Source organism: Leisingera sp. ABM4_060 (assembly GCF_056158765.1).
On record NZ_JBSWTX010000001.1, the window covers coordinates 1,785,788 to 1,805,774 of the forward strand.

At 64.1% G+C, this 19,987-nt stretch carries 21 protein-coding genes; 8 read left to right on the forward strand and 13 right to left on the reverse strand.

All coding sequences use genetic code 11. The features are described from left to right. Positions 1 to 4 precede the first annotated feature (4 nt). Positions 5 to 1,021 (reverse strand): nicotinate-nucleotide--dimethylbenzimidazole phosphoribosyltransferase, encoded by a 1,017-nt coding sequence (gene cobT / locus ACXAEH_RS08835; RefSeq protein WP_475032086.1) that lies wholly within the window; start codon positions 1,019 to 1,021, stop codon positions 5 to 7. A gap of 101 nt (positions 1,022 to 1,122) precedes the next feature. Here cobT and cobS point away from each other — a divergent pair, with 101 nt between their 5' ends. Continuing rightward, entirely contained in the window at positions 1,123 to 1,881 is a 759-nt protein-coding gene (gene cobS / locus ACXAEH_RS08840; protein ID WP_475032087.1) for an adenosylcobinamide-GDP ribazoletransferase, read from the forward strand. Between the two features lie 70 nt (positions 1,882 to 1,951). On the opposite strand, the gene ACXAEH_RS08845 is transcribed toward cobS, so the two are convergent. The 5 genes from ACXAEH_RS08845 to ACXAEH_RS08865 form a co-directional block, all read right to left on the reverse strand. Next, positions 1,952 to 2,461 carry a CarD family transcriptional regulator gene (locus ACXAEH_RS08845; RefSeq protein ID WP_019294694.1) on the reverse strand — a complete coding sequence of 170 codons (510 nt, stop codon included), beginning with the start codon at positions 2,459 to 2,461 and terminating at the stop codon, positions 1,952 to 1,954. Positions 2,462 to 2,763: 302 nt separating this feature from the next. Beyond that, positions 2,764 to 3,102, reverse strand: a complete 339-nt coding sequence (gene fdxA, locus ACXAEH_RS08850) for a ferredoxin FdxA (RefSeq protein WP_475032088.1) — start codon at positions 3,100 to 3,102, stop codon at positions 2,764 to 2,766. Positions 3,103 to 3,165: 63 nt separating this feature from the next. Next, positions 3,166 to 3,540 carry an RNA-binding S4 domain-containing protein gene (locus ACXAEH_RS08855; RefSeq protein ID WP_475032089.1) on the reverse strand — a complete coding sequence of 125 codons (375 nt, stop codon included), beginning with the start codon at positions 3,538 to 3,540 and terminating at the stop codon, positions 3,166 to 3,168. A gap of 7 nt (positions 3,541 to 3,547) precedes the next feature. Further along, entirely contained in the window at positions 3,548 to 6,451 is a 2,904-nt protein-coding gene (locus ACXAEH_RS08860) for a helicase-related protein (RefSeq protein WP_475032090.1), read from the reverse strand. 26 nt (positions 6,452 to 6,477) lie between these two features. Continuing rightward, positions 6,478 to 7,044 carry a tetratricopeptide repeat protein gene (locus ACXAEH_RS08865; RefSeq protein ID WP_475032091.1) on the reverse strand — a complete coding sequence of 189 codons (567 nt, stop codon included), beginning with the start codon at positions 7,042 to 7,044 and terminating at the stop codon, positions 6,478 to 6,480. A 101-nt stretch (positions 7,045 to 7,145) separates the two neighbouring features. Here ACXAEH_RS08865 and ACXAEH_RS08870 point away from each other — a divergent pair, with 101 nt between their 5' ends. The 4 genes from ACXAEH_RS08870 (at position 7,146) to ACXAEH_RS08885 (ending at position 10,869) form a co-directional block, all read left to right on the forward strand. After that, positions 7,146 to 7,436 (forward strand): SCP2 sterol-binding domain-containing protein, encoded by a 291-nt coding sequence (locus ACXAEH_RS08870; RefSeq protein ID WP_475032092.1) that lies wholly within the window; start codon positions 7,146 to 7,148, stop codon positions 7,434 to 7,436. Next, positions 7,436 to 8,398, forward strand: coding sequence for an alpha/beta fold hydrolase (locus ACXAEH_RS08875; RefSeq protein ID WP_475032094.1), 963 nt, complete (start codon positions 7,436 to 7,438; stop codon positions 8,396 to 8,398). Before ACXAEH_RS08870 ends, ACXAEH_RS08875 begins: the two co-directional genes overlap by 1 nt. Before the next feature lie 147 nt (positions 8,399 to 8,545). Continuing rightward, positions 8,546 to 10,366 carry a M3 family oligoendopeptidase gene (locus tag ACXAEH_RS08880; RefSeq protein WP_475032096.1) on the forward strand — a complete coding sequence of 607 codons (1,821 nt, stop codon included), beginning with the start codon at positions 8,546 to 8,548 and terminating at the stop codon, positions 10,364 to 10,366. After that, entirely contained in the window at positions 10,366 to 10,869 is a 504-nt protein-coding gene (locus tag ACXAEH_RS08885) for a GNAT family N-acetyltransferase (RefSeq protein WP_475032099.1), read from the forward strand. The genes ACXAEH_RS08880 and ACXAEH_RS08885 overlap by 1 nt, the downstream gene beginning before the upstream one ends. Before the next feature lie 66 nt (positions 10,870 to 10,935). Here the strand turns inward: ACXAEH_RS08885 and ACXAEH_RS08890 are convergent, their stop codons facing one another. The 4 genes from ACXAEH_RS08890 to ACXAEH_RS08905 form a co-directional block, all read right to left on the reverse strand. Then, positions 10,936 to 12,057 carry a serine/threonine protein kinase gene (locus ACXAEH_RS08890; RefSeq protein WP_475032101.1) on the reverse strand — a complete coding sequence of 374 codons (1,122 nt, stop codon included), beginning with the start codon at positions 12,055 to 12,057 and terminating at the stop codon, positions 10,936 to 10,938. Between the two features lie 192 nt (positions 12,058 to 12,249). After that, the gene (locus ACXAEH_RS08895) at positions 12,250 to 12,519 is read right to left on the reverse strand and encodes a DksA/TraR family C4-type zinc finger protein (RefSeq protein ID WP_475032103.1); all 270 of its coding nucleotides are present in this window, start codon (positions 12,517 to 12,519) and stop codon (positions 12,250 to 12,252) included. Positions 12,520 to 13,032: 513 nt separating this feature from the next. Continuing rightward, a complete protein-coding gene (gene rpoH / locus ACXAEH_RS08900; RefSeq protein WP_475032105.1) occupies positions 13,033 to 13,929 on the reverse strand; it encodes an RNA polymerase sigma factor RpoH in 897 nt (298 codons plus the stop codon). Positions 13,930 to 14,090: 161 nt separating this feature from the next. Next, positions 14,091 to 15,116, reverse strand: a complete 1,026-nt coding sequence (locus tag ACXAEH_RS08905; RefSeq protein WP_475032106.1) for an RluA family pseudouridine synthase — start codon at positions 15,114 to 15,116, stop codon at positions 14,091 to 14,093. On the opposite strand from ACXAEH_RS08905, the gene ACXAEH_RS08910 reads away from it, so the two are divergent. Next, positions 15,115 to 15,420 (forward strand): DUF6476 family protein, encoded by a 306-nt coding sequence (locus ACXAEH_RS08910; RefSeq protein ID WP_475032108.1) that lies wholly within the window; start codon positions 15,115 to 15,117, stop codon positions 15,418 to 15,420. The two genes, ACXAEH_RS08905 and ACXAEH_RS08910, sit on opposite strands and share 2 nt — an antisense overlap. 9 nt (positions 15,421 to 15,429) lie before the next feature. Here the strand turns inward: ACXAEH_RS08910 and ACXAEH_RS08915 are convergent, their stop codons facing one another. Next, complete coding sequence (locus ACXAEH_RS08915; protein ID WP_475032110.1) at positions 15,430 to 16,011, reverse strand: hypothetical protein; 582 nt, start codon at positions 16,009 to 16,011, stop codon at positions 15,430 to 15,432. A 158-nt stretch (positions 16,012 to 16,169) separates the two neighbouring features. On the opposite strand from ACXAEH_RS08915, the gene ACXAEH_RS08920 reads away from it, so the two are divergent. After that, on the forward strand, positions 16,170 to 16,526 hold the full coding sequence (locus tag ACXAEH_RS08920) for a hypothetical protein (RefSeq protein WP_475032112.1): 357 nt from the start codon (positions 16,170 to 16,172) through the stop codon (positions 16,524 to 16,526). 49 nt (positions 16,527 to 16,575) lie between these two features. Here ACXAEH_RS08920 and ACXAEH_RS08925 read toward each other — a convergent pair whose 3' ends face one another. Then, on the reverse strand, positions 16,576 to 18,072 hold the full coding sequence (locus ACXAEH_RS08925) for a sulfotransferase (RefSeq protein WP_475032114.1): 1,497 nt from the start codon (positions 18,070 to 18,072) through the stop codon (positions 16,576 to 16,578). A 10-nt stretch (positions 18,073 to 18,082) separates the two neighbouring features. Next, positions 18,083 to 18,307, reverse strand: coding sequence for a hypothetical protein (locus tag ACXAEH_RS08930; protein WP_475032115.1), 225 nt, complete (start codon positions 18,305 to 18,307; stop codon positions 18,083 to 18,085). A 212-nt stretch (positions 18,308 to 18,519) separates the two neighbouring features. Between ACXAEH_RS08930 and ACXAEH_RS08935 the strand changes: the two genes are divergently transcribed. Beyond that, on the forward strand, positions 18,520 to 19,788 hold the full coding sequence (locus ACXAEH_RS08935) for an arylsulfotransferase family protein (protein ID WP_475032117.1): 1,269 nt from the start codon (positions 18,520 to 18,522) through the stop codon (positions 19,786 to 19,788). Positions 19,789 to 19,987: the final 199 nt, after the last annotated feature.

The following is a 19,987-nucleotide window of genomic DNA, read 5'->3' on the forward strand; positions in this document are numbered from 1 at the left end:
CAGGTCAGCCGTCAGTCACCCCGGCCTCGGCAAAGGTGGCCATGCCGCTGTGGCAGGCAACGGCGCCCTTCAGAACCTGAATGGCCAGCGCCGCGCCAGAGGCTTCGCCCAGCCGCAGGCCCAGCGACAGCAGCGGCTGTTTGCCCAGTTTCTGCAGCAGCGCAGGATGGGCACCCTCAGCGCTTTGGTGGCCTGCAACCGTGTGGTCCAGCGCCCCGTCTGCCGTATGCGCCAGGCACGCGGCCGCCGCACAGCAGATGAAACCGTCCAGGATAACCGGAATATGCAGGATCCGCGCCGCGGCAATGGCGCCCGCCATGGCGGCAATCTCGCGCCCGCCGAGACAGACCAGGGCGTCAAGCCCGTCCTTGATCGTCTCTTTATGAAGGGCGAGGCCTTCGGCCACCACGCGGGTCTTGTTGGCCAGGCCCGCATCATCGACACCGGTGCCGCGGCCGGTCCATTCCCCCGCATCGCCGCCATAAAGCGCACAGGCCAGAGCTGCTGCCGGAGTGGTGTTGCCAATGCCCATTTCGCCAACCACCAGAAGGTCGGCGCTGGGATCCACTGCCGACCAGCCAGCCTGCAGCGCTGTCAGCAGCTCTTCCTCGCTCATCGCCGGTCCTTGGGTGAAATCGGCCGTGGGCCGGTCCAGCTCCAGCGCATGCACATCCATGCGGGCGCCGGCCAGTCTGGCCAATTGGTTGATCGCCGCGCCGCCATGCTCGAAGTTGATCACCATCTGCGCAGTCACTTCCGCCGGGAAGGCCGAGACCCCCTGTGCCGTCACCCCGTGATTGCCGGCAAAGACGATCACCTGCGGTGCAGTGATCTCCGGCCGGCCGCTGCGGCGCCAGCCGCCGTACCAGATTGCCAGATCCTCCAGCCGCCCCAGCGCCCCCGGCGGCTTGGTCAGCTGCGTGTTGCGCGCCGCGGCAGCATCCAGCGCCGCCTGGTCCTGCGCAGGCGCGCCAGACAGTGCGGCGCGGAAATCATCAAGGGAGGAAAGCTGTGGCAGCATGGCATTGCCTCGTTGCATCTGAGTGGGTGACGCGGATAAAGCGGGTTTCAGACTGTTTACCCGCTGGCCCCAACGCCGCAAGCCCTCCAATAGGCCCGCAGATGCGAAAAAACGACATTCAGGCAAAAGACGTAGCTTTGGCACTGGTCCTGCTGACCCGGCTGCCGCTGCCGCACTTGCCTTCTGACGCCTTCCAGCGTCAGGCCAAGGCTGCCTGGGCCTTTCCGCTCGCGGGTCTGGCGGTGGCGCTGCCGGCGGCTCTGCTGGCTTCCCTGGCGCTGTCCCTGGGGCTGCCGGCTCCCGTGGCTGCGGGGCTGGCACTGGCGGTGCAAGTGATGCTGACCGGCGCCATGCATGAGGACGGGCTGGCAGACACGGCGGACGGGTTGTGGGGCGGTTTCACCCGCGCGCGGCGGCTGGAGATCATGAAGGACAGCCGCATCGGCGCCTATGGGGTGATTGCGCTGGTCCTGGGGTTCGGCCTGCGTTGGAGCGCGCTTGCCGCATTGCTCCCGGTTGCAGGCCCTTGGGTCTTGCTGCCGCTGGCGATGCTGAGCCGCGCGGCGATGCCCGCGCTGATGGCAGCGCTGCCCAATGCCCGCAGTGCCGGCCTGTCGCAGACCGTCGGCCGCCCCGGCACCCTGCCCTGCGGGCTGGCCGCCCTGCTGGCCCTTGCCCTGTCGCTGCCGCTGCTTGGCCCTGCAGCCCTTGCCACCGCGCTGGCGATGGGTGCTGCCGCCCTGGGCCTGGGCCTGCTGGCCAAAGCCAAAATCGGCGGCCAGACCGGAGACATCCTGGGCGCCTCGCAGCAAGTGGCTGAGATCGCGGGCCTTCTTACGATGCTGGCCATCTGCGCCTGAGCCAGGCCACCCGCAACGGAAAAGGCCGCGCCCCTGGAGGCACGGCCTTTCCAAACAATGCTCCGGCAGATCAGGCGGCGCGGGAGGTCAGCACCTCGTCCACCTGCTTGGCTGCGGCAATCTCGTCGTTGCCGGACACAGCAGCCACTTCGCGGGTCAGCCGCTCCAGCGCTGCTTCATAGAGCTGGCGCTCGGAGTAGCTCTGCTCGCGCTGATCGTCGGTGCGGTGCAGATCGCGGACCACTTCGGCGATCGAGATCAGGTCGCCGGAGTTGATCTTCTGCTCATACTCCTGGGCGCGGCGCGACCACATGGCGCGCTTCACCTTGGCCTTGCCTTTCAGCGTTTTCATCGCCTGGGCAATCACGTCCGGCGAGCTCAAGGAGCGCATGCCCACTTCGGTGGCCTTGTTGGTCGGCACCCGCAGGGTCATCTTGTCCTTTTCGAAGGTGATCACGAAAAGCTCCAGCGCAAAGCCGGCCACTTCCTGCTCCTCGATCGAGATGATCTGGCCAACGCCATGCGCCGGGTAGACCACGTAATCATTGGGGCGGAATTCGAGCTTCTTCGACTTGGTCATACAGGTTCTTCCTCACTCATCAGCCGGGCGGCTCCGGCGTTTTTGGCGAAAAAAACGCCCGGTTCCGGTCAGTGGATCGTGACCAGCCCCCAGGACATTATCTCCGCAGAAATACCGCCCAAGACACGCACTGCTCAAGGCGTGCGCCGGGGGCGGACTCCGATTGTTTATGTCTATTGTCTGTTAAGTATACCATAAAAAAGGGCCGCCCGAAAGGCGGCCTGCTTGCAAGGGTTCGTAAAAACCCCTGAGATTACGGCGGTTTTCCGCACAAATACGGCATTGCCGCGTGAGGAAGAGAATCAGCCCCCCTCGCCGGGCGCCTCGGAGAAATACTTCTCCAGCTTGCCCTCTTCGCCGTCGCGCTCCTCGTAGCCCGGCATCGGGTCCTTCTTGGAGACGATCACCGGCCACAGTTCAGCATATTTGCGGTTGAACTCGACCCATTTGTCCATGTCCGGCTCAGTGTCCGGGCGGATCGCATCGGCCGGGCATTCCGGTTCGCAGACGCCGCAGTCGATGCATTCGTCGGGGTGAATCACCAGGGTGTTCTCGCCCTCATAGAAGCAGTCCACCGGGCATACCTCGACACAGTCGGTGTATTTGCAGGCGATGCAGTTGTCCGTCACCACATAGGTCATTGTACCGAGTCCCGTCTTGCGTTTGGCGCCTAGCTAATCCAGTCGGGCAAAGTCTTCAAGCCGTCAAAGGGTACCCTCATTGCGCTTAAGATCAAGCGCCCTGCGGGCTTTTTTGTCCGGGCGGCCTTTTCCCTCGAATTTCGGGTTGGCTGGAACATTTTCCTGCTTTTCCGTCATATCGAAGTACAGCCCCTGTGCTTCCGGCGCCGGGCCGCGGCGCTCGCCGATGGCCTCGACCCGCACCACGCGGATCACTTTGCCTTGAGCGAAGGTCAGAACGTCGCCGGGGGCGACGTTCTGAGCCGGTTTCAGTGCCTTGCTGCCATTGAGGCGCACATGGCCCGCACTGACCTGTTTTGCGGCCAGGCTGCGGGTCTTGAAAAACCGCGCATGCCACAGCCACTTGTCGATGCGGATCTTGGGCGCCCCACCGGTCATGGCCGGGTCAGTCGCCCTGTTTCAGCCCCATCAGCGCAGCGGCAAAGGGGTTGTCCGGATCGATCTGCTTTTCCTTCTTCGCGGGGCGCGAGGAATAGGTCTTGGCCCCCTGGTCCTGGCGCGGACCGCCCTTGCGGCCCGGCTTGCCGCGGCCGCCGTCGCGGTCGCCGCCCTTGGCGCCGCGCGGTTTGCCCTTGCCGCCAGGCTTGCCGTCGCCCTGGGGACGGCGGTTCTGCTGGCGCTGGCCGCCGCCCTGGCGTCCGCCGCGGTTGCCGCCCCAGGTGAAAGTGAAGAACACTTCCATTTCCGGTTCCGCATCAGCGGGGGCTTCGGATTTGGCTTCTGCTGCTTCTTCCGCGGGCGCGGCTTCGGCTTCAGTTGCCGGAGCTTCGGCAGCCGCGTCTTCAGCAGGCGCCTCCGCCGCTGCCTCTGCGGCAGCTTCCGCTGCAGGTGCGTCAGCCGCAGCCTCTTCCGCCGCGGGAGCTTCTTCGGCTGCTTCCGCGGGCTTCGCTTCCGGCTCAGCCGCCACCGGCTTCACCTTCTGGCGCTCGCCCTTCTCAGCCTTGTAGCCCAGGCCCTGCATCAGATCGGCAAACTGCTCCAGCGTCATGCCGGTGATCGACAGCATGTCAGCCTTGGCTTCAAAGCCGCCGCGGCTGTCCTCAGCCCGCAGCATGTCGGCCAGGCGCTCCAGCATGTCGATGCGGATCATCCGCTCGCCTGCCGCACGGTAGCCGGACATAGTGTCATAACCCTCCGCCGCAGTCTTGACCGACGGCACGGTGACCAGGCCCGGGGGCGGCGCCTCGGGAAACTCCTGCAGGCCATTGGCCAGCGACCACAGAACCAGGCGCAGACGGGTCGGCGCGGGCTTCAGCAGCAGCGGCATGAAGATGGTGAACTGGCCAAAGCGGATACCATGCTTGCGCAGCGCGCCGCGGGCGTCCTGATCCAGATCCTTCACCTCTTGTGCAACGCTGGCACGCGGCAGCACACCGAGGTTCTCGACCATGCGGAAGGCAAAGCCGCGCGCCAGGCCGGTCAGCTCTTCGTCTTTTTGCAGATTCAACAGCGGCTCGAACAGCGCGTTGATCTTGCGGGTGATGAAATGCAGCAGGCGGCGTTCGACCTTCTGGGCGACGTCCGGGCCTGCGGCGTCATCCACAAACACCTCGATCTGCGGGTTCAGCGCATCCGCGCCGGCCACCAGCTTGCCCACCGCATGCTCGCCCCACATCAGGCCGCCCTGCTCGGTAAAATCGATCTCGGTATCGGGCGCGTTATAGAACCGGTCCGCACGCAGATGGAATTGCGGCGCCAAAGCCTGCAGCGAGGCCGCCTTGAGAGCCTTTGCCTCGGTGCCTTGCGCGCTCTTGTCCGGGCTGAACCGGAACCCCTCGAGACGGCCGACGAATTCTCCTTCGACCGTCACTTCACCCTTGTCATTCACTTCGGCCAAAAGGGCCTCCTTCTGCTTGAGCCGGCGCAAAAGCACGGATGTGCGCCGGTCCACAAATCTCTGAGTCAAGCGCTCGTGCAGCGCATCTGACAACCTGTCTTCTACAGCGCGGGTTTCCCCGCGCCAATGGCTTTCGTCACGAAGCCAGCCATTCCTTTGCGCGACATATGTCCACGTGCGGATAAATGCCAATCTTTTCGACAATGTGTCGATGTTGCCGTCGGTGCGGTCAATTCGCTTGATCTGGCGAGCCATCCAATCGTCCGGGACCACTCCGCCGCCGTGCAGATGCTCGAAAATCACCCCCAGAAGCGAGGCATGTTCACCGTGCGAGATGCCGCGGAAATCGGGAATCCGGCAGACATCCCACAACAGGCGCACCGATTGCGCGTTGGTGGTGCGCGAGATCACCGCGGATTCGCGCGACAGCATTTTCAGCGCGCCCAGGTCGTCCGCTTCGCGCGCCTTGATCAGGTTCTCGTCCAAAGGGCTTGATTCGAGCGAATGGATCAGCGCCTCAACCGTGCCGAACTGCAGGTTGGCCGAGCGCCAGTTCAGCTTTTTCAACGGCGTGAACTGGTGGTTCATGATCGCCGATGCCGTGCCCTCATCCAGGGGGCGCGCGTCGCCGGTAACGCCAAAGGTGCCGTGGCTCATGCCGCGGCCGGCACGGCCTGCGATCTGCGCCAGCTCATTGGCGGCCAGGTCGCGCATCCGGCGGCCGTCGAACTTGCGCGTCGAGGAAAACGCCACATGGTCGATGTCCAGGTTCAGCCCCATGCCGATGGCGTCGGTGGCCACCAGATAGTCGACCTCGCCGTTCTGATAAAGCTCCACCTGCGCATTGCGGGTGCGCGGGCTGAGCGCCCCCATCACCACCGCCGCGCCGCCCTTCTGGCGGCGGATCAGCTCGGCAATCGCGTAGACATTATCAACCGAAAACCCGACGATTGCCGTTCTTGGCGGCAACCTGCTTATCTTTTTCGAACCTGCATAGGCCAAATCGGACATCCGCTCGCGGCGCACGAATTCAACGCCTGGAACCAGTGCCGAGATCGGCCCGCGCATGGTGTCCGCACCCAGGAACAGGGTTTCCGAAGTGCCGCGGGCACGCAGCAGCCGGTCCGTGAAGACATGGCCGCGCTCCGGGTCGGCGCACAGCTGGATCTCGTCAATGGCCAGAAAATCGCATCCCATGCCCTCGGGCATCGCCTCGACGGTGCAGATCCAGTATTGCGCGCGGGGCGGCACGATCCGTTCTTCGCCCGTAACCAGCGCCACAACGGATGGCCCGCGGGCAGCCACCACCTTATCATAGACCTCGCGCGCCAAAAGGCGCAGCGGGAAGCCCATGACGCCGGTGCGGTAGCCCAGCATCCGTTCGATGGCATAGTGGGTTTTGCCGGTATTGGTCGGGCCCAGAACGGCCACGATCCGCGATGCGCTTGCCATGATGTCCGCCCCCGCCCCGCCGGGGCTTACAGTTCCTTACCCTCAGCCAAGGGCCTCAATCGTTCGAGGGCGCTGCTTACTTCCTCGTGGTGCGGATGTATAGCCTTGGCACGCTGGTAGGCCTGATAGGCCCGTTCAGGGTTCCGGAACTGCTCCCACAGCACGCCCAGCGCATAGATGGCGTTGTAGTCATTCGGGTTCAAGGCCAAGGCCCGTTCCAAATCAGCCACCGAAGGGCCATAGAGCCCCATTGCAAAATAGGTGCGCGCGCGCTCATACCAGCCGCGGGCAAACTCCGGTGCGTGATCGGTCAGCGCGGTCAGATGCTCAGCCGCGGCCTGCAAATCGCCGCGCTCCATCGCATCGGTGCCGCGCCGCAGCAGCAGATCCATCGAGGGCGAGCCGCTTTTGGCCCACAACGCCTGCAGCTCGCGGTCAATCGCCGCAGCCTCGGGCGCCTCCGACAAAGCCAGATCCTGCAACAAACTCTCGGCAGACAAAACCTGCGCAAAAATCTGCCCGGGCAGGGAAAACATGACTGTGGCCGCCGTTGCCGCCACGATAGCTTTGAGCTTTGGGTGATTTGCCATCATGATGCCCTCAGTGTAATCCCGCGCGCTGCATTTTCCAGTATGGGCTGCAGATAATTCACAGCTTTGTGCTATAAGCGCGCAAAACCGATTGAGGACCTGATATGAGCGATATTCTGGCACAGGCGGCTGAAGCACTGGGCGCAAAGCTGGAGGCAGGCGCGTTTGACGCTTCCGCAAAATTCGAAATCGAAGGCCTGGGCGCCATCGTGCTGGATGCCGACGGCGTGCGGGTCAGCGATGAAGAAACCGATGTGACGCTGAAAGCCGACGCCGACACATTCCAGTCGATCCTTGAGGGCGATTTGAACCCGACCTCCGCCTTCATGTCCGGCAAGCTGTCGGTGGATGGCGACATGGGCACCGCCATGAAACTCGCGTCGGTCCTGGCCTGATGGACGGCGCCCTGGCCGAACTGCAGCCTGCGCCGCTGTATGCGGATATTGCGCAAGGCCCGGCCGGCGGGGCGGCCCATTGGGTGCAGACATCAGACGGCCTGCGCATCCGCGCGGGCCACTGGCGCCCGGCGGGGGAGGCAAAGGGCACGGTCCTGCTGTTCCCGGGGCGTACCGAATATATCGAGAAATACGGGCTTGCGGCGGGTGAATTCGCCTCCCGGGGCTTTGCCACCCTAACCGTCGACTGGCGCGGCCAGGGGCTGGCCGACCGGATGCTGGACGAGCGCCGGCTGGGCCATGTGGAAGAGTTCACCGATTTTCAGAAAGACGTCGCGGCTCTCATCCGGCTGGCAGAACAGCTGGAGCTGCCGAAACCATGGTTCCTGACCGGCCATTCCATGGGCGGCGCCATTGGATTGCGGGCGGCGATGCAAGGGCTGGACGTCAGGGCCTGCTGCTTTACCGGTCCGATGTGGGGCATCCAGATCCCGGCCCTGCTGCGCCCCTTTGCCAGCTTCCTGGGCAGCATCGCCCCCTATCTGCGGATGGAAGAGATGCTGCTGCCGACCACCGCGTTGGAGCAATATGTGCAGATCACCCCGTTTGAGGGCAACACGCTGACCACGGACGCGGAGATGTATATGATGATGCATGCCCAGCTCGCGGCGCAGCCCGATCTGGCGCTTGGCGGCCCCACCATCCAATGGCTGCGCGTCAGCCTGCAGGAATGCGCCTGGCTGGCGCAGCAGCCCTCGCCCGCCCTGCCCTGCATCACCTTCCTTGGCTCTGAAGAGCAGATCGTCAACACGGACGCCATCCACGACCGCATGACCCGCTGGCCCGGCGGCGAGCTGGACGTGGTCAAAGGCGGCCAGCACGAGGTGATGATGGAAACCCCGGAAATCCGCGCCCATGTATTTTCCCGCATGTGCCGCCTGTTTGAGCAGTACAGCCGCTGATCCCCGTTGCCTGAACAGTGTACGCACCGTTTACCCTGCTCTTACCCGCATCTGTCATTCTCTCCCGGTTCCGCGGCCCTCGGCTTGTGATCCCTGAAGCCCGCCCTTAGATGTTGGGTCAACGCATTTTTCATGACAGGAGCCCCCATGTTCCAGCTTCCCTTCCCCGTCCGCGACGCAAACGCCACTGCCGGTTCCGATGGCCTTGGCAATCTGCCGGAATGGGACCTCAGCGATCTTTACGCGTCTGAGGACGCCCCCGAACTGGCCCGCGACCTGGACTGGCTGCATGAGGAATGCGCCGCCTTCGCCGCCGATTACGAGGGCAAGCTGGCGGATCTGGACGCAGATGGCCTGCTGACCTGCGTGCAGCGCAACGAGAAGATCAACAATATCGCCGGCCGCGTCATGTCCTTTGCGGGCCTGCGCTATTACCAGCTGACCACCGACGCAGACCGCGCCGCCTTCCTGTCCGATTGCCAGGAAAAGGTCACCATCGCCACCACCCCGCTGGTGTTCTTCACGCTGGAGCTGAACCGGATCGAAGACAGCGTGATGGACGCGCATCTGGCCGCCAATACAGAGCTGGCGCGCTATGACAGCGTGTTCCGCCGCATCCGCGCCATGAAACCCTACCAGCTGTCGGACGAGCTGGAGAAATTCATGCACGACCTCGGCATCGTCGGCGACGCCTGGGAGAAGCTGTTTGACGAGACCATTGCGGGCCTGACCTTCACCGTGAACGGCGAAGAGCTGAACATCGAAGGCACTCTGAACCTGCTGACCGAACAGGACCGCAGCAAACGCGAGGCCGCAGCGCGCGAGCTGGCGCGGGTGTTTGCCGACAACATCAAGACCTTTGCCCGCGTCCACAACACGCAAGCCAAGGAAAAGGAAATCATCGACCGCTGGCGCGGCATGCCCAGCCCGCAGACCGGCCGCCACCTCTCCAACGATGTGGAGCCCGAAGTGGTCGAGGCGCTGCGCGAGGCGGTGGTTGCCGCCTACCCCAAACTGAGCCACCGCTATTATGAGCTGAAGCGCAAATGGCTGGGGCTGGACGTAATGCAGGTCTGGGACCGCAACGCGCCGCTGCCGCTGGAGGACACCTCGGTGGTCAGTTGGGCAGACGCCGAAAAGACGGTGATGGACGCCTACAACGCCTTTGATCCCCGCATGGGTGAGATCGCGGCGCCGTTCTTCTCGGATGGCTGGATTGATGCGGGCGTGAAACCCGGCAAGGCACCCGGCGCCTTTGCCCACCCCACTGTCACCAACGTGCATCCCTATGTGATGCTGAACTACCTGGGCAAACCGCGCGATGTGATGACGCTGGCGCATGAGCTGGGCCATGGCGTGCACCAGGTGCTGGCCGCGGAACAGGGCGAAATGCTCTCCTCCACCCCGCTGACCCTGGCGGAAACCGCGTCCGTGTTCGGCGAGATGCTCACCTTCCGCAAGATGCTCGATAACGCTGAAACCAAGGAACAGCGCAAGGTCCTGCTTGCGGGCAAGGTCGAGGACATGATCAACACGGTTGTGCGCCAGATCGCTTTCTACGACTTCGAATGCAAGCTGCACGCCGCCCGCGCCGAGGGCGAGCTGACCCCGGATGACATCAACGCCATCTGGATGTCGGTGCAGGCAGAATTGCTGGGCGAAGCCTTCGAGTACATGGAAGGCTACGAGACTTTCTGGGCCTATATCCCCCACTTCGTGCACTCGCCCTTCTACGTCTACGCCTATGCCTTCGGAGACGGGTTGGTGAACGCGCTCTACTCGGTTTACGCGGAAGGCGGAGAGGGCTTCGAGGACAAGTATTTCGAGATGCTCAAGGCAGGCGGCTCCAAGCACCACAAGGAACTGCTGGCCCCCTTCGGCCTGGATGCCACCGACCCCAAGTTCTGGGACAAGGGCCTCTCCATGATCTCCGGCTTCATTGATGAACTGGAAGCGATGGAGGACTGATGCCTCTCTCCCTGCGCCCCATTGCCCGCAGCGAGTTTGATCTGGTCTCCCATATCCAGGTGGAACCGGATCAGGTCCGCTACTCCGGGACCGTGGCGCAGGCGTTTGCAGACAACGAGGACGGCGTGGATTTCCATGCCATCCTCGACGGCTCCCGCGCGGTGGGCTTCTTCAAGATCGACCGGCTGTATCATGAGACTTACAGCTTTGCCGCAGCGGATGAGCTGGGCCTGCGCGCATTCATGATTGATCGCGAGAACCAGGGCAAAGGCTATGCCACGGCTGCGGTGGCCGCTCTGAAAGCCTATCTGCCTGCGCACTATCCGGGCCGGTGCGCGGTTGTGCTGACGGTCAACATGCAGAACCTTGGCGCCATCCGCTGCTACCGCAGGGGCGGATTTGAGGACACCGGCGGCATCAACACGCATGGGATCGTCGGCCCGCAATATGTTCTGCGGATGGCTCTCGCCGGGCAGCCGGAATTTTGCGAAAATTCCGGCTAGGAAAACACGTGTTTTCCTAGCCGTTTCCCGCGCCGGGAAACGGCGCGGGGGGGGGCCTAACGGGCCTTACTGATGCGGGAAGTAGTCCTCACAATCGCCGTCGCGGTAAACATCCGCGGTGCAGCAGTGCAGGCCGCCGCCAAAGGCATAGGCGTCGCGAAGTTCGACCTCGACCACTTCCATGCCCAGCTTGTCCATCTGCTCGGCCTGATAGACCTCGGATTTCTCCACACAGACGGTCTTGGGGTCCAGCACCAGCACGTTCATCGACAGCCAGGTGGAGGAATAGCACAGCGGCGGCGGGGTGTTGTGGGCGGGCTGTGCTGCGTCGACGATGTCCCAGCCGTTCTTGTTGAACATCTCGCGCTGCTCCTCCGGCAGGCGGCGCTGCGGGTTGTTCAGGATCAGCCCGGGCCTGAGCGGCGTGAAGGTGGCGTCGATGTGGATCGGGTACGGATCACCCGGGAAGTTCACCGTGTGCACGCGGTGGTCCGGGAAGTGGCGTCGCAGCCACTCGATACCTTTGAGGTTGGTGGTAAAGCCGTGCTGCACCACCAGGTCCTTGCCAAAGCGCAGCACATCAGCCGCGTCAAACAAGGGTTCTTCCTCGGTGGTGACAAAGAACTTCTCTGCCGCCCACTCCAGCCGCTTGGCCTCGCCGATCTTGTCGCTCAGGTAATCCGGGTGGTAATCCGCATCCGTCAGCCGCGGCTTGGGCGCAGCCTCGTGGCGGAAGTTCGGATCTTCCTCCCAATACTGCTTCAAGAGCGGGCGGTAGTTCAGGTACTCGAACCAGCGGCAGCGGTAGGACATGGTCGCTTCCAGCATCTCATGGCCGACGGTCAGCAGCACATCCCGCGGCGGCATGCAGCCGAACTGGCTGTCGGTGTGGAAGTCCGGCGTGGTGACAGGCTGCGCATGGTCGATCGAGACCGGGCGGTCGACCCGGATGCCGCGGCCGCGCAGCTGATCGGCGAAATTGTCCAGCAGTTCATTGGCGCGGTCGATGGTTTCCTGCGGGCGGCGGCCCCACTGGCCGCGCATGTCGCTGTCTTCCGGCACCTTGGCATCCAGCGCGGGCTCTTCCGGCGGGATGTGGCAATCGTCGGCGCGGCCCACGATCACATGGCGCAGCGTGTCCCATTCATTCCAGCTTTTGACTTCGGTTTTTTCCGGCGACCAGGCCATGGATGCCTCCTCATTTTCTGGGAGACAAGGCGGGGCCTTCAATCTCCCGATTGAAAGTCCCGGCGTACAGGAGCGTGGGTTTCGGGCGAGAGCAAACCGCTCTCCAGCGACGCCATCGCCTGTGCGCCCGGCGCCCGATATAGCAGCCAAAGGGGATGCGGGGAAGACGATTCAGAGGCTGCTAGGCCCGTGTCATTTCAGCTGGCTGTCCTTGGAGCCGCGCCGGTTGATGCCGCCGCGCGCCTGCTGGGCGCCGTCGCGTTCCTGCTGGCAGTCGATGCAGAGCTTGACGCCGGGAAGAGCAATGCGGCGTTTCTCCGGAATGGGTTCCTCGCATTCGGCGCAATGGGTGAGGCTTTCGCCCACCGGGCGTTTCTGCGCCTTCATCCGCGCCAGCTCGTCATTGATCGAGGCTTCGATCTGTTCATTCACCGCGCCGTCCTGCGCCCAGCCGCCTGCCATGGCTCCTCCTCCTGTGCCAGAGACCTGAGTTTAATCCCGCGCCGGCGCCCTGGCCAGCCCGGCATGGCGGTAATATCCGAGTAAATCTATCAACTATTTGATTTCATTACATTTTCCATTGACCTGCACCCGCAGGCCGCATAAACAGAATACAGAAATTGCAAGCAAGCCAGAATCACCAGGCCGCAAGCAGCCAGCGATCCAGCCCTCCTTCGGGACAGCCAGACAGCTAGCATCGCCAGCACCCAGAGTGATTTCAGCCAGCCGCGCTAAAGCGACCGTGCCAGCGTTTCTGCCAGCCCCCTATCCCGCCGCGCACCCAGCGATTTGCCAGGCCCGTGCCAGACAGGTTTTCCGCCAGCATCCGCCAGCCTTTCAGGTCAGTACCGCTGACCCAATGTTTCGCGCGCGAAACATTACGGCAGAAGCACTGCCGTAAAGCCAGCATCATTGCCAGATGACAAAAAAGGCGGTGCCCAGCACCGCCTTTCATTCCTTCGCATGGCCGCCGGATCAGGCGCCGGTCAGCATGCCTTTTTCCATTGCCAGCTCGCGCATCTTCTTCTGTAGCTTTTCAAACGCCCGCACTTCGATCTGGCGGATGCGTTCGCGGCTGACATTATACTGCGTGCTGAGCTCTTCCAGCGTCACTGCCTGATCCATCAGACGGCGCTGGGTCAGAATATCCTTCTCGCGGTCGTTCAGCACGTCCAGCGCAGCAGTCAGCAGCTCGCGGCGGGCCTCCAGCTCATCCCGGGCCTCGTAATCGCCGGCCTGGTCGGCATCTTCATCCTCGAGCCAGTCCTGCCATTGCATGGTGCCCTCGCCCTCGGAGCCGACGGTGGCATTCAGCGAAGCATCGCCGCCGGACATACGGCGGTTCATCGAGATCACCTCGTCCTCGGTCACGCCCAGGTCGTGAGCAATCTGCGCAACGTTCTCGGGGCGCAGGTCGCCCTCCTCCAGCGCGCCGATGCGGGCCTTCGCCTTGCGCAGGTTGAAGAACAGCTTTTTCTGCGCCGAGGTGGTGCCGAGCTTGACCAGCGACCAGGAGCGCAGGATGTATTCCTGGATCGAGGCGCGGATCCACCACATGGCATAGGTTGCCAGGCGGAAGCCCTTTTCCGGGTCAAAGCGTTTCACCGCCTGCATCAGACCGACGTTGGCCTCAGAGATCACTTCGGCCTGCGGCAAGCCGTAGCCGCGGTAGCCCATGGCGATCTTGGCCGCGAGCCGCAGATGGGAGGTCACCATCTTGTGGGCGGACTGCGCGTCCTGCTCCTCGACCCAGCGCTTGGCCAGCATGTATTCCTCTTCCGGCTCCAAGAGCGGAAACTTGCGGATTTCCTGCAGGTACCGGTTCAGGCCGCCTTCGGGCGTCGGAGCAGGCAGGTTTGCATAATTCGCCATATAAAGTGTCCCTCCCAAAATGTATAAGGACTTAACATCAGCGCATATGTGATAGCGCTAAGCCCTTTTCAAGGACCGCTTAAGGAATTCTTCTATGTTAGCTGGGTGCGGACCGTCTGTGAATTGCATCACAGGGGAGAACACGCCTATTTGCTGGTAATTTACTGGCGTAAAACTGCCAGCAAATCCGCCATATCCTGCGGCAGCGGCGCCTCGAAGCGCAGGTTTTCGCCGCTGACCGGGTGTTCAAACCCCAGCACCGCCGCATGCAGCGCCTGGCGCGGGAACGCGCGCACCGCGGCCTGCGCGGCCTCGCTCAGCGCCTTGGCGGGCAGCTTGCGGCGGCCGCCGTAGGTGGGATCGCCGATCAGACTGTGGCCGGCATGGGCCATATGCACCCGGATCTGATGGGTGCGGCCGGTTTCCAGCCAGCATTCGATCAGCGCGGCGCAGGCGGGATTGCCAAACCCCTCGCAGATGCGGGCGCGGGTCACCGCGTGGCGGCCGCCCTGGAACAGCACCGCCTGTTTTTGCCGGTCGGTCTTGTGGCGGGCCAGCTGGGTGGTGAGCTTGAGAATGTTGCCGGGCTCGAAACTGGCGCCCCTGACGCCGCGCAGGCGCGGATCGTTGCCGTCCGGCACACCGTAGCAGACGGCCTGGTAGTAGCGCTCGACCGTGTGTTTTTCGAACTGCGTGGCCAGCCCCTGGTGGGCGGCGTCGGATTTGGCCACCACCAGGAGGCCGCTGGTCTCCTTGTCGATGCGGTGCACGATACCGGGGCGTTTGACCCCGCCGACGCCCGACAGATTGCCGCCGAAGTGATGCAGCAGCGCGTTCACCAAAGTGCCCGAGGGCGAGCCTGGCGCCGGATGCACCACCATGCCCGCAGGCTTGTTGATGACGATCAGGTCGTCGTCTTCAAAGATGATGTCCAGCGGGATGTCCTCGGGGCCGATGTGGCTGTCTTCAGCCTCTTCCACCACGATGGCGATCTGAGCCCCGGCCTCGACCCGGGCCTTGGCATCCTGCACCACGGCGCCGTCCACCGTCAGCGCGCCCTCCTCGATCAGCCGCGCCAGCCGGGTGCGCGACAGCGACGCCGCCTCTGGCACATCGCGCGAAACCGCTTTATCAAGCCGCTTAGGCGGGTTTTCCGCGATGACAAACTCAATCCGGCGGCTGCCCATGACTGATCCTTCCGAGACCGAAACCAATGTGGAACCGCCGCAGATCCGGTTCCTGCGGCGGCTGGTGACCACGCTGACCGTGGTGATGATTGGCGGGCTTGTAGTGATAATCTCGCTGCTTGTCATCCGCCTGCAAGCGGGTGATGCCCCCCTGCCCGCGGAAATCGCCCTGCCCGCCGGCATCGAGGCCGAAGCGGTCACCCTGGGCAGCGACTGGATTGCGGTGGTCAGCCGGGACAACCGCATCCTGATTTTCGACCGCGAGAGCGGCGCGCTGCGTCAGGACATCCAGATCAAACAGTGATCCGGCGGCTCAGGACCGGAGCAGCACCTTGTTGGAATCGATCGCCTCGGCGATCTGGGCATATTGGTTCTGCCGCTCCTGCGCCGTTTCCGCGCTGCGCAGCAGGATTGTCGCCGCTTCTTCCAGGATCAGCACCGCTTGCCGGTTCACCTCGGCCTGCGCAGCGGCGCTGACCGGGGTGAGCGGCCTGCTGGTGCGCTCGGACGGGTTGGCTGAGCTGGTGACGGTGACCCGGCCGCGCCCGGGATCCCGGTTCTGGCGGGCCAGCCGTTTCAGCCGGCCGGAGGTGTCCTGCAGCACGCCCCGCACCTCGTCATAGTCGGTGCCGCCGGGGATACCCGCCGCCGCGGTCTCCAGCCGTTCGGAGAGGCAATCCACCTGCAGCGCCGAATCACCGGTGGCACGGCAGAAGGCCTTGGCAGCGGCCAGGGTTCCCAGCAGCTGCGAAAGAAACGCCGCCGAGCCGAATTCCCCGGACGGCACCACAACCGTATAGACAATGGCGCCCGGCGCCTGCGCCAAGGCCGGCGCGGCGGCCAGCCCCAGGCAAGAAACCCCTGCAGTCAAACACTTGATGGCTGTATTGAACATTTCAGTACCCTTCAAATTGACCTGGCCGCGCGGAGGGCGGGCCGCATGGCGCCTGAGCGGCATCCCGCGGATCAGCGCCTTTTGCCCTATCGCCGTATTGCCCGATGCGCGGACGTTAACTAACCTGAACCTGTTCCCAAGCATAAGGCTGTTTTTCCATGTATTCCAGTATCTTGCAGCGCGCATTCCTGATTATTCCGCTTACCCTTTCTGGTCAGGCAGCCTTTGGCCAGGCAGCGAACCCGGCGCTTGACGAAGCCCAGCGCAGGCTGGCCTGCGGCGCGGGCACGCCGATCTCTGCCAGCTACCTGCCGGACGGCTCCCTGCAAGTCACCTGCCAGGCGCCGGGCGCTGAGGCATTGACCCAGGTCACCGGGCAAAGCCTGCCTGCAACCGGGCTGTCCGCGGGCGCTGCGGCCGGGGTTGCCGCGGGGGCGCTGTTTCTGGTGGTCGTCGCCGATGACGACAACAGCACAGGCACCACCACGACCACCGCAACCGGCGCGTCGGAGTAAGCCCGGGCCGCTAGCCCGGCTAGTCGCAAAGAAGAGCATCAGCTTGGGGTCAGGACCCGAGGGCGCCGGCAGCCAGTTCGGCGTAGACGCCCTGTGCCTGCAGCAGCAGGGCCGGGTCGAACAGCTCCGCCGGCTGCGGGTCCGGTGTGGCACGGAAATGAACCGAGAAATCGCGGCTGCGGCCTTCGGTCAGCGCCAGGCGGTCCATCAGGGCCGGTATCACCCTATTGGGTGCTGCCCGCATGCCGGACTGAGTCACCACCAGAAGGTTCCCGGCATGGCGGCGGCTGTGGCCAAAGGCGGCGATCCAATAGGCAAGCCAGTAATTGGGATCTTCCGGCTGCCAGGCGGCCAGGCTTTCCGGGTCAAAGCCGAAGGGCTGGTGCAAGGCGCCGAACTCAAGATGGCCGATGTCGCGCATGTAGCGCATCACAAAGGCGTCCTGTGTGTGCAGGCGGCTGAAATTCATGTGCTGGCGGTGCAGCGAGGCGGCATGGGCGGCGGGTTCGCGCAGCGCCAGGATGATGCCGCAGCCGGGAAACATCTGCGGCAGCAGGCCAAGCCGGGCGATATTGGCGTTGTTCTTGGACAGGTAGCGCAGGTCTGAGGCGGTGCTGCCGGGATGGCGCAGCGCGATTATCTTGCGGAAATGGCGGCGGAAGAAAGCTTCGGCCTCCGGCTTGCGGTCCGCAGCCTGCCACAGGGCGATCCGGCTGCCCCGGTAGTTTTCCGGCCAGTGCAGGCGCCAGAAGATCTCGTCAAAGGCCTCGGGGCTTTGCAGGCTGATGGTCATGCCGTCGCCATGCGCCCGTTCGCGCGCGGGCTGGCCGCTGCGGGACCCTGCGCATTTCGACCACAGCAGCGGCGCGCTGATGAAGGGCATGTCGCAATAGCGGTGCGCCGCCGCCTGCGGCAGCCCGTGCAGGGCGTTGAGCAGCGCAGTGGTGCCGCCGCGGGCCAGCGAGGTGATGAAGATGGGCGGGGTGTCCGGCACGGCGGCGATGCGGCGGGCAAACAGGCGGTCGTCAAGCGCTGCCAGCGCCCGCTGGGTGCCGGGGCCGGAAAAGGCCAGCGCATGCACCATTCTGCTGCCTGCGCCATAGGCGCCGGAATCGGTGATCTGCGTGGAGGCCTCCCCCGCGGACCGCCCTGCGCGGGAACGGCGGCTTGATGCCCAGGCGGCCAGAAAGGCCAGCGCCGTGGCAGCGATGATGAACCCGGGATGCAGCAGCATGGCAAGGCTGTCGGCCTGGGGCACCAGCCCGGCGAGATCGGCCAGCAGCACGGGCAGTGCCACCGCAGCCAATGCCGCCGCGAACCGCCAGGCGATCTTCCAGGCGCCGGCCAGCAGAGACAGGCCCGCAGCGCGCACCGCCTGCTCCTTGGCACTGTCGCCGAGACTGTTGTCGAGCATTGCCCCGACCCCGTCGGACAGGGTTCCGGTCAGGCTGCGGGCAACGGGGATCAGGCCTGAGCGCAGCAGCACCACGGCAAATCCCGCCACGCCTGCGGCCGCGACAAGCAGGGTTGCGGCGGCCTCAATCACGGGCGGGCCTTCACTCGTCCTTGGGGGCTGCGGCGGTGTTCTGCCCGGCCGGGCTCTTGCTGCGGCCCAACAGGCGCTTGAGCGGATACCACAGGAAGCCCGCCAGGATCAGGAACACGCCCAGCACAACCGCCAGGGTCACGGCAAGGACGCCAAGCCCGGCACCGGGACCGACATAGGCCTGGGCTGCCGAGGGCAGCCACAGCATGGCCAAGGCAGCGGGCGCGAGTTTCACGCAGGGGCACCTAAAGCGCCGGTGCAGCGCGCGGGCCAAGCTTGTTTTGTGAGTGGATGCCTGCACAGCCTTGGACGCCTTTGCGCGGGGCAGACGGCGGCGGCTGAGGGCGGTGGCGGGCTGAACGTAACAAGTTCGCGATAGAAAAAACATTTGTTAACCATACATTAAAATCACGCAACTGGGAACCTTTTAGCATTCGGGGGACATGCATGGGAAAACGGCTCAGCCTTCCGGCAGTTATTTCGGCGCTTTCAGGGCTGGTTTTGCTGGCCCTGTTCAGCGCCCTTGCCGGCTTTTACATTTATGACAAGAAGATCTGGCCTTACGCGCAGGTCAAGCAGGCGGCGCAGATCGTCCGTTCCTACCTGGTCTATGGCGAATTTGTTGCCGAAGGGCGGCGGCATCCGGCGCCGGAGGGCGCCGCGCGCGTGCCTGCCATGCTGCATGATCCGGCCCGGGCAATGGGTGCCGGCCACTATGCGCTGATGGCCTGGGACAATACGCGCAAGGCCTATTCGGTGTTCCTGCATGCGGCGGACGGCAGCCTGGTCCACATCTGGCCGGTCGACGAAATGGCGCTGACGGAGCGGGCGAAGCACCGGCAGAACAGCCCGCATGCGATGGAGGTGCTGGCGGACGGGTCGGTGGTGGTCAGTTTCGACAAGCTGGACCTGATGGCCCGCCTTGACCCCTGCGGCAAGGCGCATTGGACCCGGCAGGGAACGTTCCACCATTCCTTTTCACCCTCGGCCGGAGGCGGCCTGTGGACCTGGTACGGCAGCCATTCGATGCGGGATCAGATCCAGGACATTCTGGAATTCGACCCCTACACCGGCGCGGACCTGCGCCGCATCAGCTTCGACAAGGACGTGATCGCCCGCTCGCCTGAGTCGGCACTGGTGTTTTCCATGTTCCCGGAGTTCCCCTTCCGGAACGGGAACGGGGCGCTGGATCTGTTTCATCCCAATGATGTCGAAGAGCTATCGCCGGAGCTGGCCCCGGCCTTTCCGATGTTCGAGGCAGGCGATCTGATGCTGTCGCTGCACACCATGAACCTGGTGGTGGTGATTTCCCCGGCGGGGGAGGTCAAATGGTATCAGAGCGGCCCCTGGATGACGCCGCATGACCCGGATTTCGAGCCGGACGGGCGGATTGCGGTGTTCAACAACAGCCTGTACCGGCCGCGCTCCTCGATCTTTGCGGTCGACCCGGAGAGCCGCCGGACGGTGAATGCGCTGCCTGCATTTGACGGGCCATTCAAAACCGAGTTCCGCGGCAAACATCAATTGCTGCCCAATGGCAACCGCCTGATCACCATTCCCGAGCAGGGTCAGGCAATCGAAGTGACGCCGGACGGGGTCCTGGTGCTGGAGTTCAACAATGTGGTTCCGGACATGCCGGAGCTGAACGACAATCTGGTCAACGCCAAATGGCTGCCTGCGGGGTTCTTTGAATCTATGCCGCGCTGCGATGGCTAAGACGTCCCGGAGCTGCGGCACACGCAGCGGCCACGGTCAGAACCCATTGATTTGGCTGCGCTCACCGCTGGCTGCTGATGATCCTTGCCCCCGGCAATGCTGGGGGCGGGAGGTTGCCAGCCCGGCTACGCACCTGGCAGTGCAGGCGCGTCTTTGCAGAACGCCACGCAAATGAGGGTTCCAGGCGCTGCATTTCAAG

Bases quoted from the DNA above. Each gene is read 5' to 3' on its own strand.
- ACXAEH_RS08905 (WP_475032106.1), bottom strand. From the start codon at position 15,116: ATGGGCAGCCGCCGGATTGAGTTTGTCATCGCGGAAAACCCGCCTAAG.
- ACXAEH_RS08890 (WP_475032101.1), bottom strand. From the start codon at position 12,057: ATGGCCTGGTCGCCGGAAAAAACCGAAGTCAAAAGCTGGAATGAATGG.
- ACXAEH_RS08895 (WP_475032103.1), bottom strand. From the start codon at position 12,519: ATGGCAGGCGGCTGGGCGCAGGACGGCGCGGTGAATGAACAGATCGAA.
- ACXAEH_RS08910 (WP_475032108.1), top strand. From the start codon at position 15,115: ATGACTGATCCTTCCGAGACCGAAACCAATGTGGAACCGCCGCAGATC.
- ACXAEH_RS08885 (WP_475032099.1), top strand. From the start codon at position 10,366: ATGCCTCTCTCCCTGCGCCCCATTGCCCGCAGCGAGTTTGATCTGGTC.
- fdxA (WP_475032088.1), bottom strand. From the start codon at position 3,102: ATGACCTATGTGGTGACGGACAACTGCATCGCCTGCAAATACACCGAC.
- ACXAEH_RS08865 (WP_475032091.1), bottom strand. From the start codon at position 7,044: ATGATGGCAAATCACCCAAAGCTCAAAGCTATCGTGGCGGCAACGGCG.
- ACXAEH_RS08870 (WP_475032092.1), top strand. From the start codon at position 7,146: ATGAGCGATATTCTGGCACAGGCGGCTGAAGCACTGGGCGCAAAGCTG.
- ACXAEH_RS08920 (WP_475032112.1), top strand. From the start codon at position 16,170: ATGTATTCCAGTATCTTGCAGCGCGCATTCCTGATTATTCCGCTTACC.
- ACXAEH_RS08845 (WP_019294694.1), bottom strand. From the start codon at position 2,461: ATGACCAAGTCGAAGAAGCTCGAATTCCGCCCCAATGATTACGTGGTC.
- ACXAEH_RS08855 (WP_475032089.1), bottom strand. From the start codon at position 3,540: ATGACCGGTGGGGCGCCCAAGATCCGCATCGACAAGTGGCTGTGGCAT.
- ACXAEH_RS08875 (WP_475032094.1), top strand. From the start codon at position 7,436: ATGGACGGCGCCCTGGCCGAACTGCAGCCTGCGCCGCTGTATGCGGAT.
- rpoH (WP_475032105.1), bottom strand. From the start codon at position 13,929: ATGGCGAATTATGCAAACCTGCCTGCTCCGACGCCCGAAGGCGGCCTG.
- ACXAEH_RS08915 (WP_475032110.1), bottom strand. From the start codon at position 16,011: ATGTTCAATACAGCCATCAAGTGTTTGACTGCAGGGGTTTCTTGCCTG.
- cobS (WP_475032087.1), top strand. From the start codon at position 1,123: ATGCGAAAAAACGACATTCAGGCAAAAGACGTAGCTTTGGCACTGGTC.
- ACXAEH_RS08860 (WP_475032090.1), bottom strand. From the start codon at position 6,451: ATGGCAAGCGCATCGCGGATCGTGGCCGTTCTGGGCCCGACCAATACC.
- ACXAEH_RS08935 (WP_475032117.1), top strand. From the start codon at position 18,520: ATGGGAAAACGGCTCAGCCTTCCGGCAGTTATTTCGGCGCTTTCAGGG.
- ACXAEH_RS08880 (WP_475032096.1), top strand. From the start codon at position 8,546: ATGTTCCAGCTTCCCTTCCCCGTCCGCGACGCAAACGCCACTGCCGGT.
- cobT (WP_475032086.1), bottom strand. From the start codon at position 1,021: ATGCTGCCACAGCTTTCCTCCCTTGATGATTTCCGCGCCGCACTGTCT.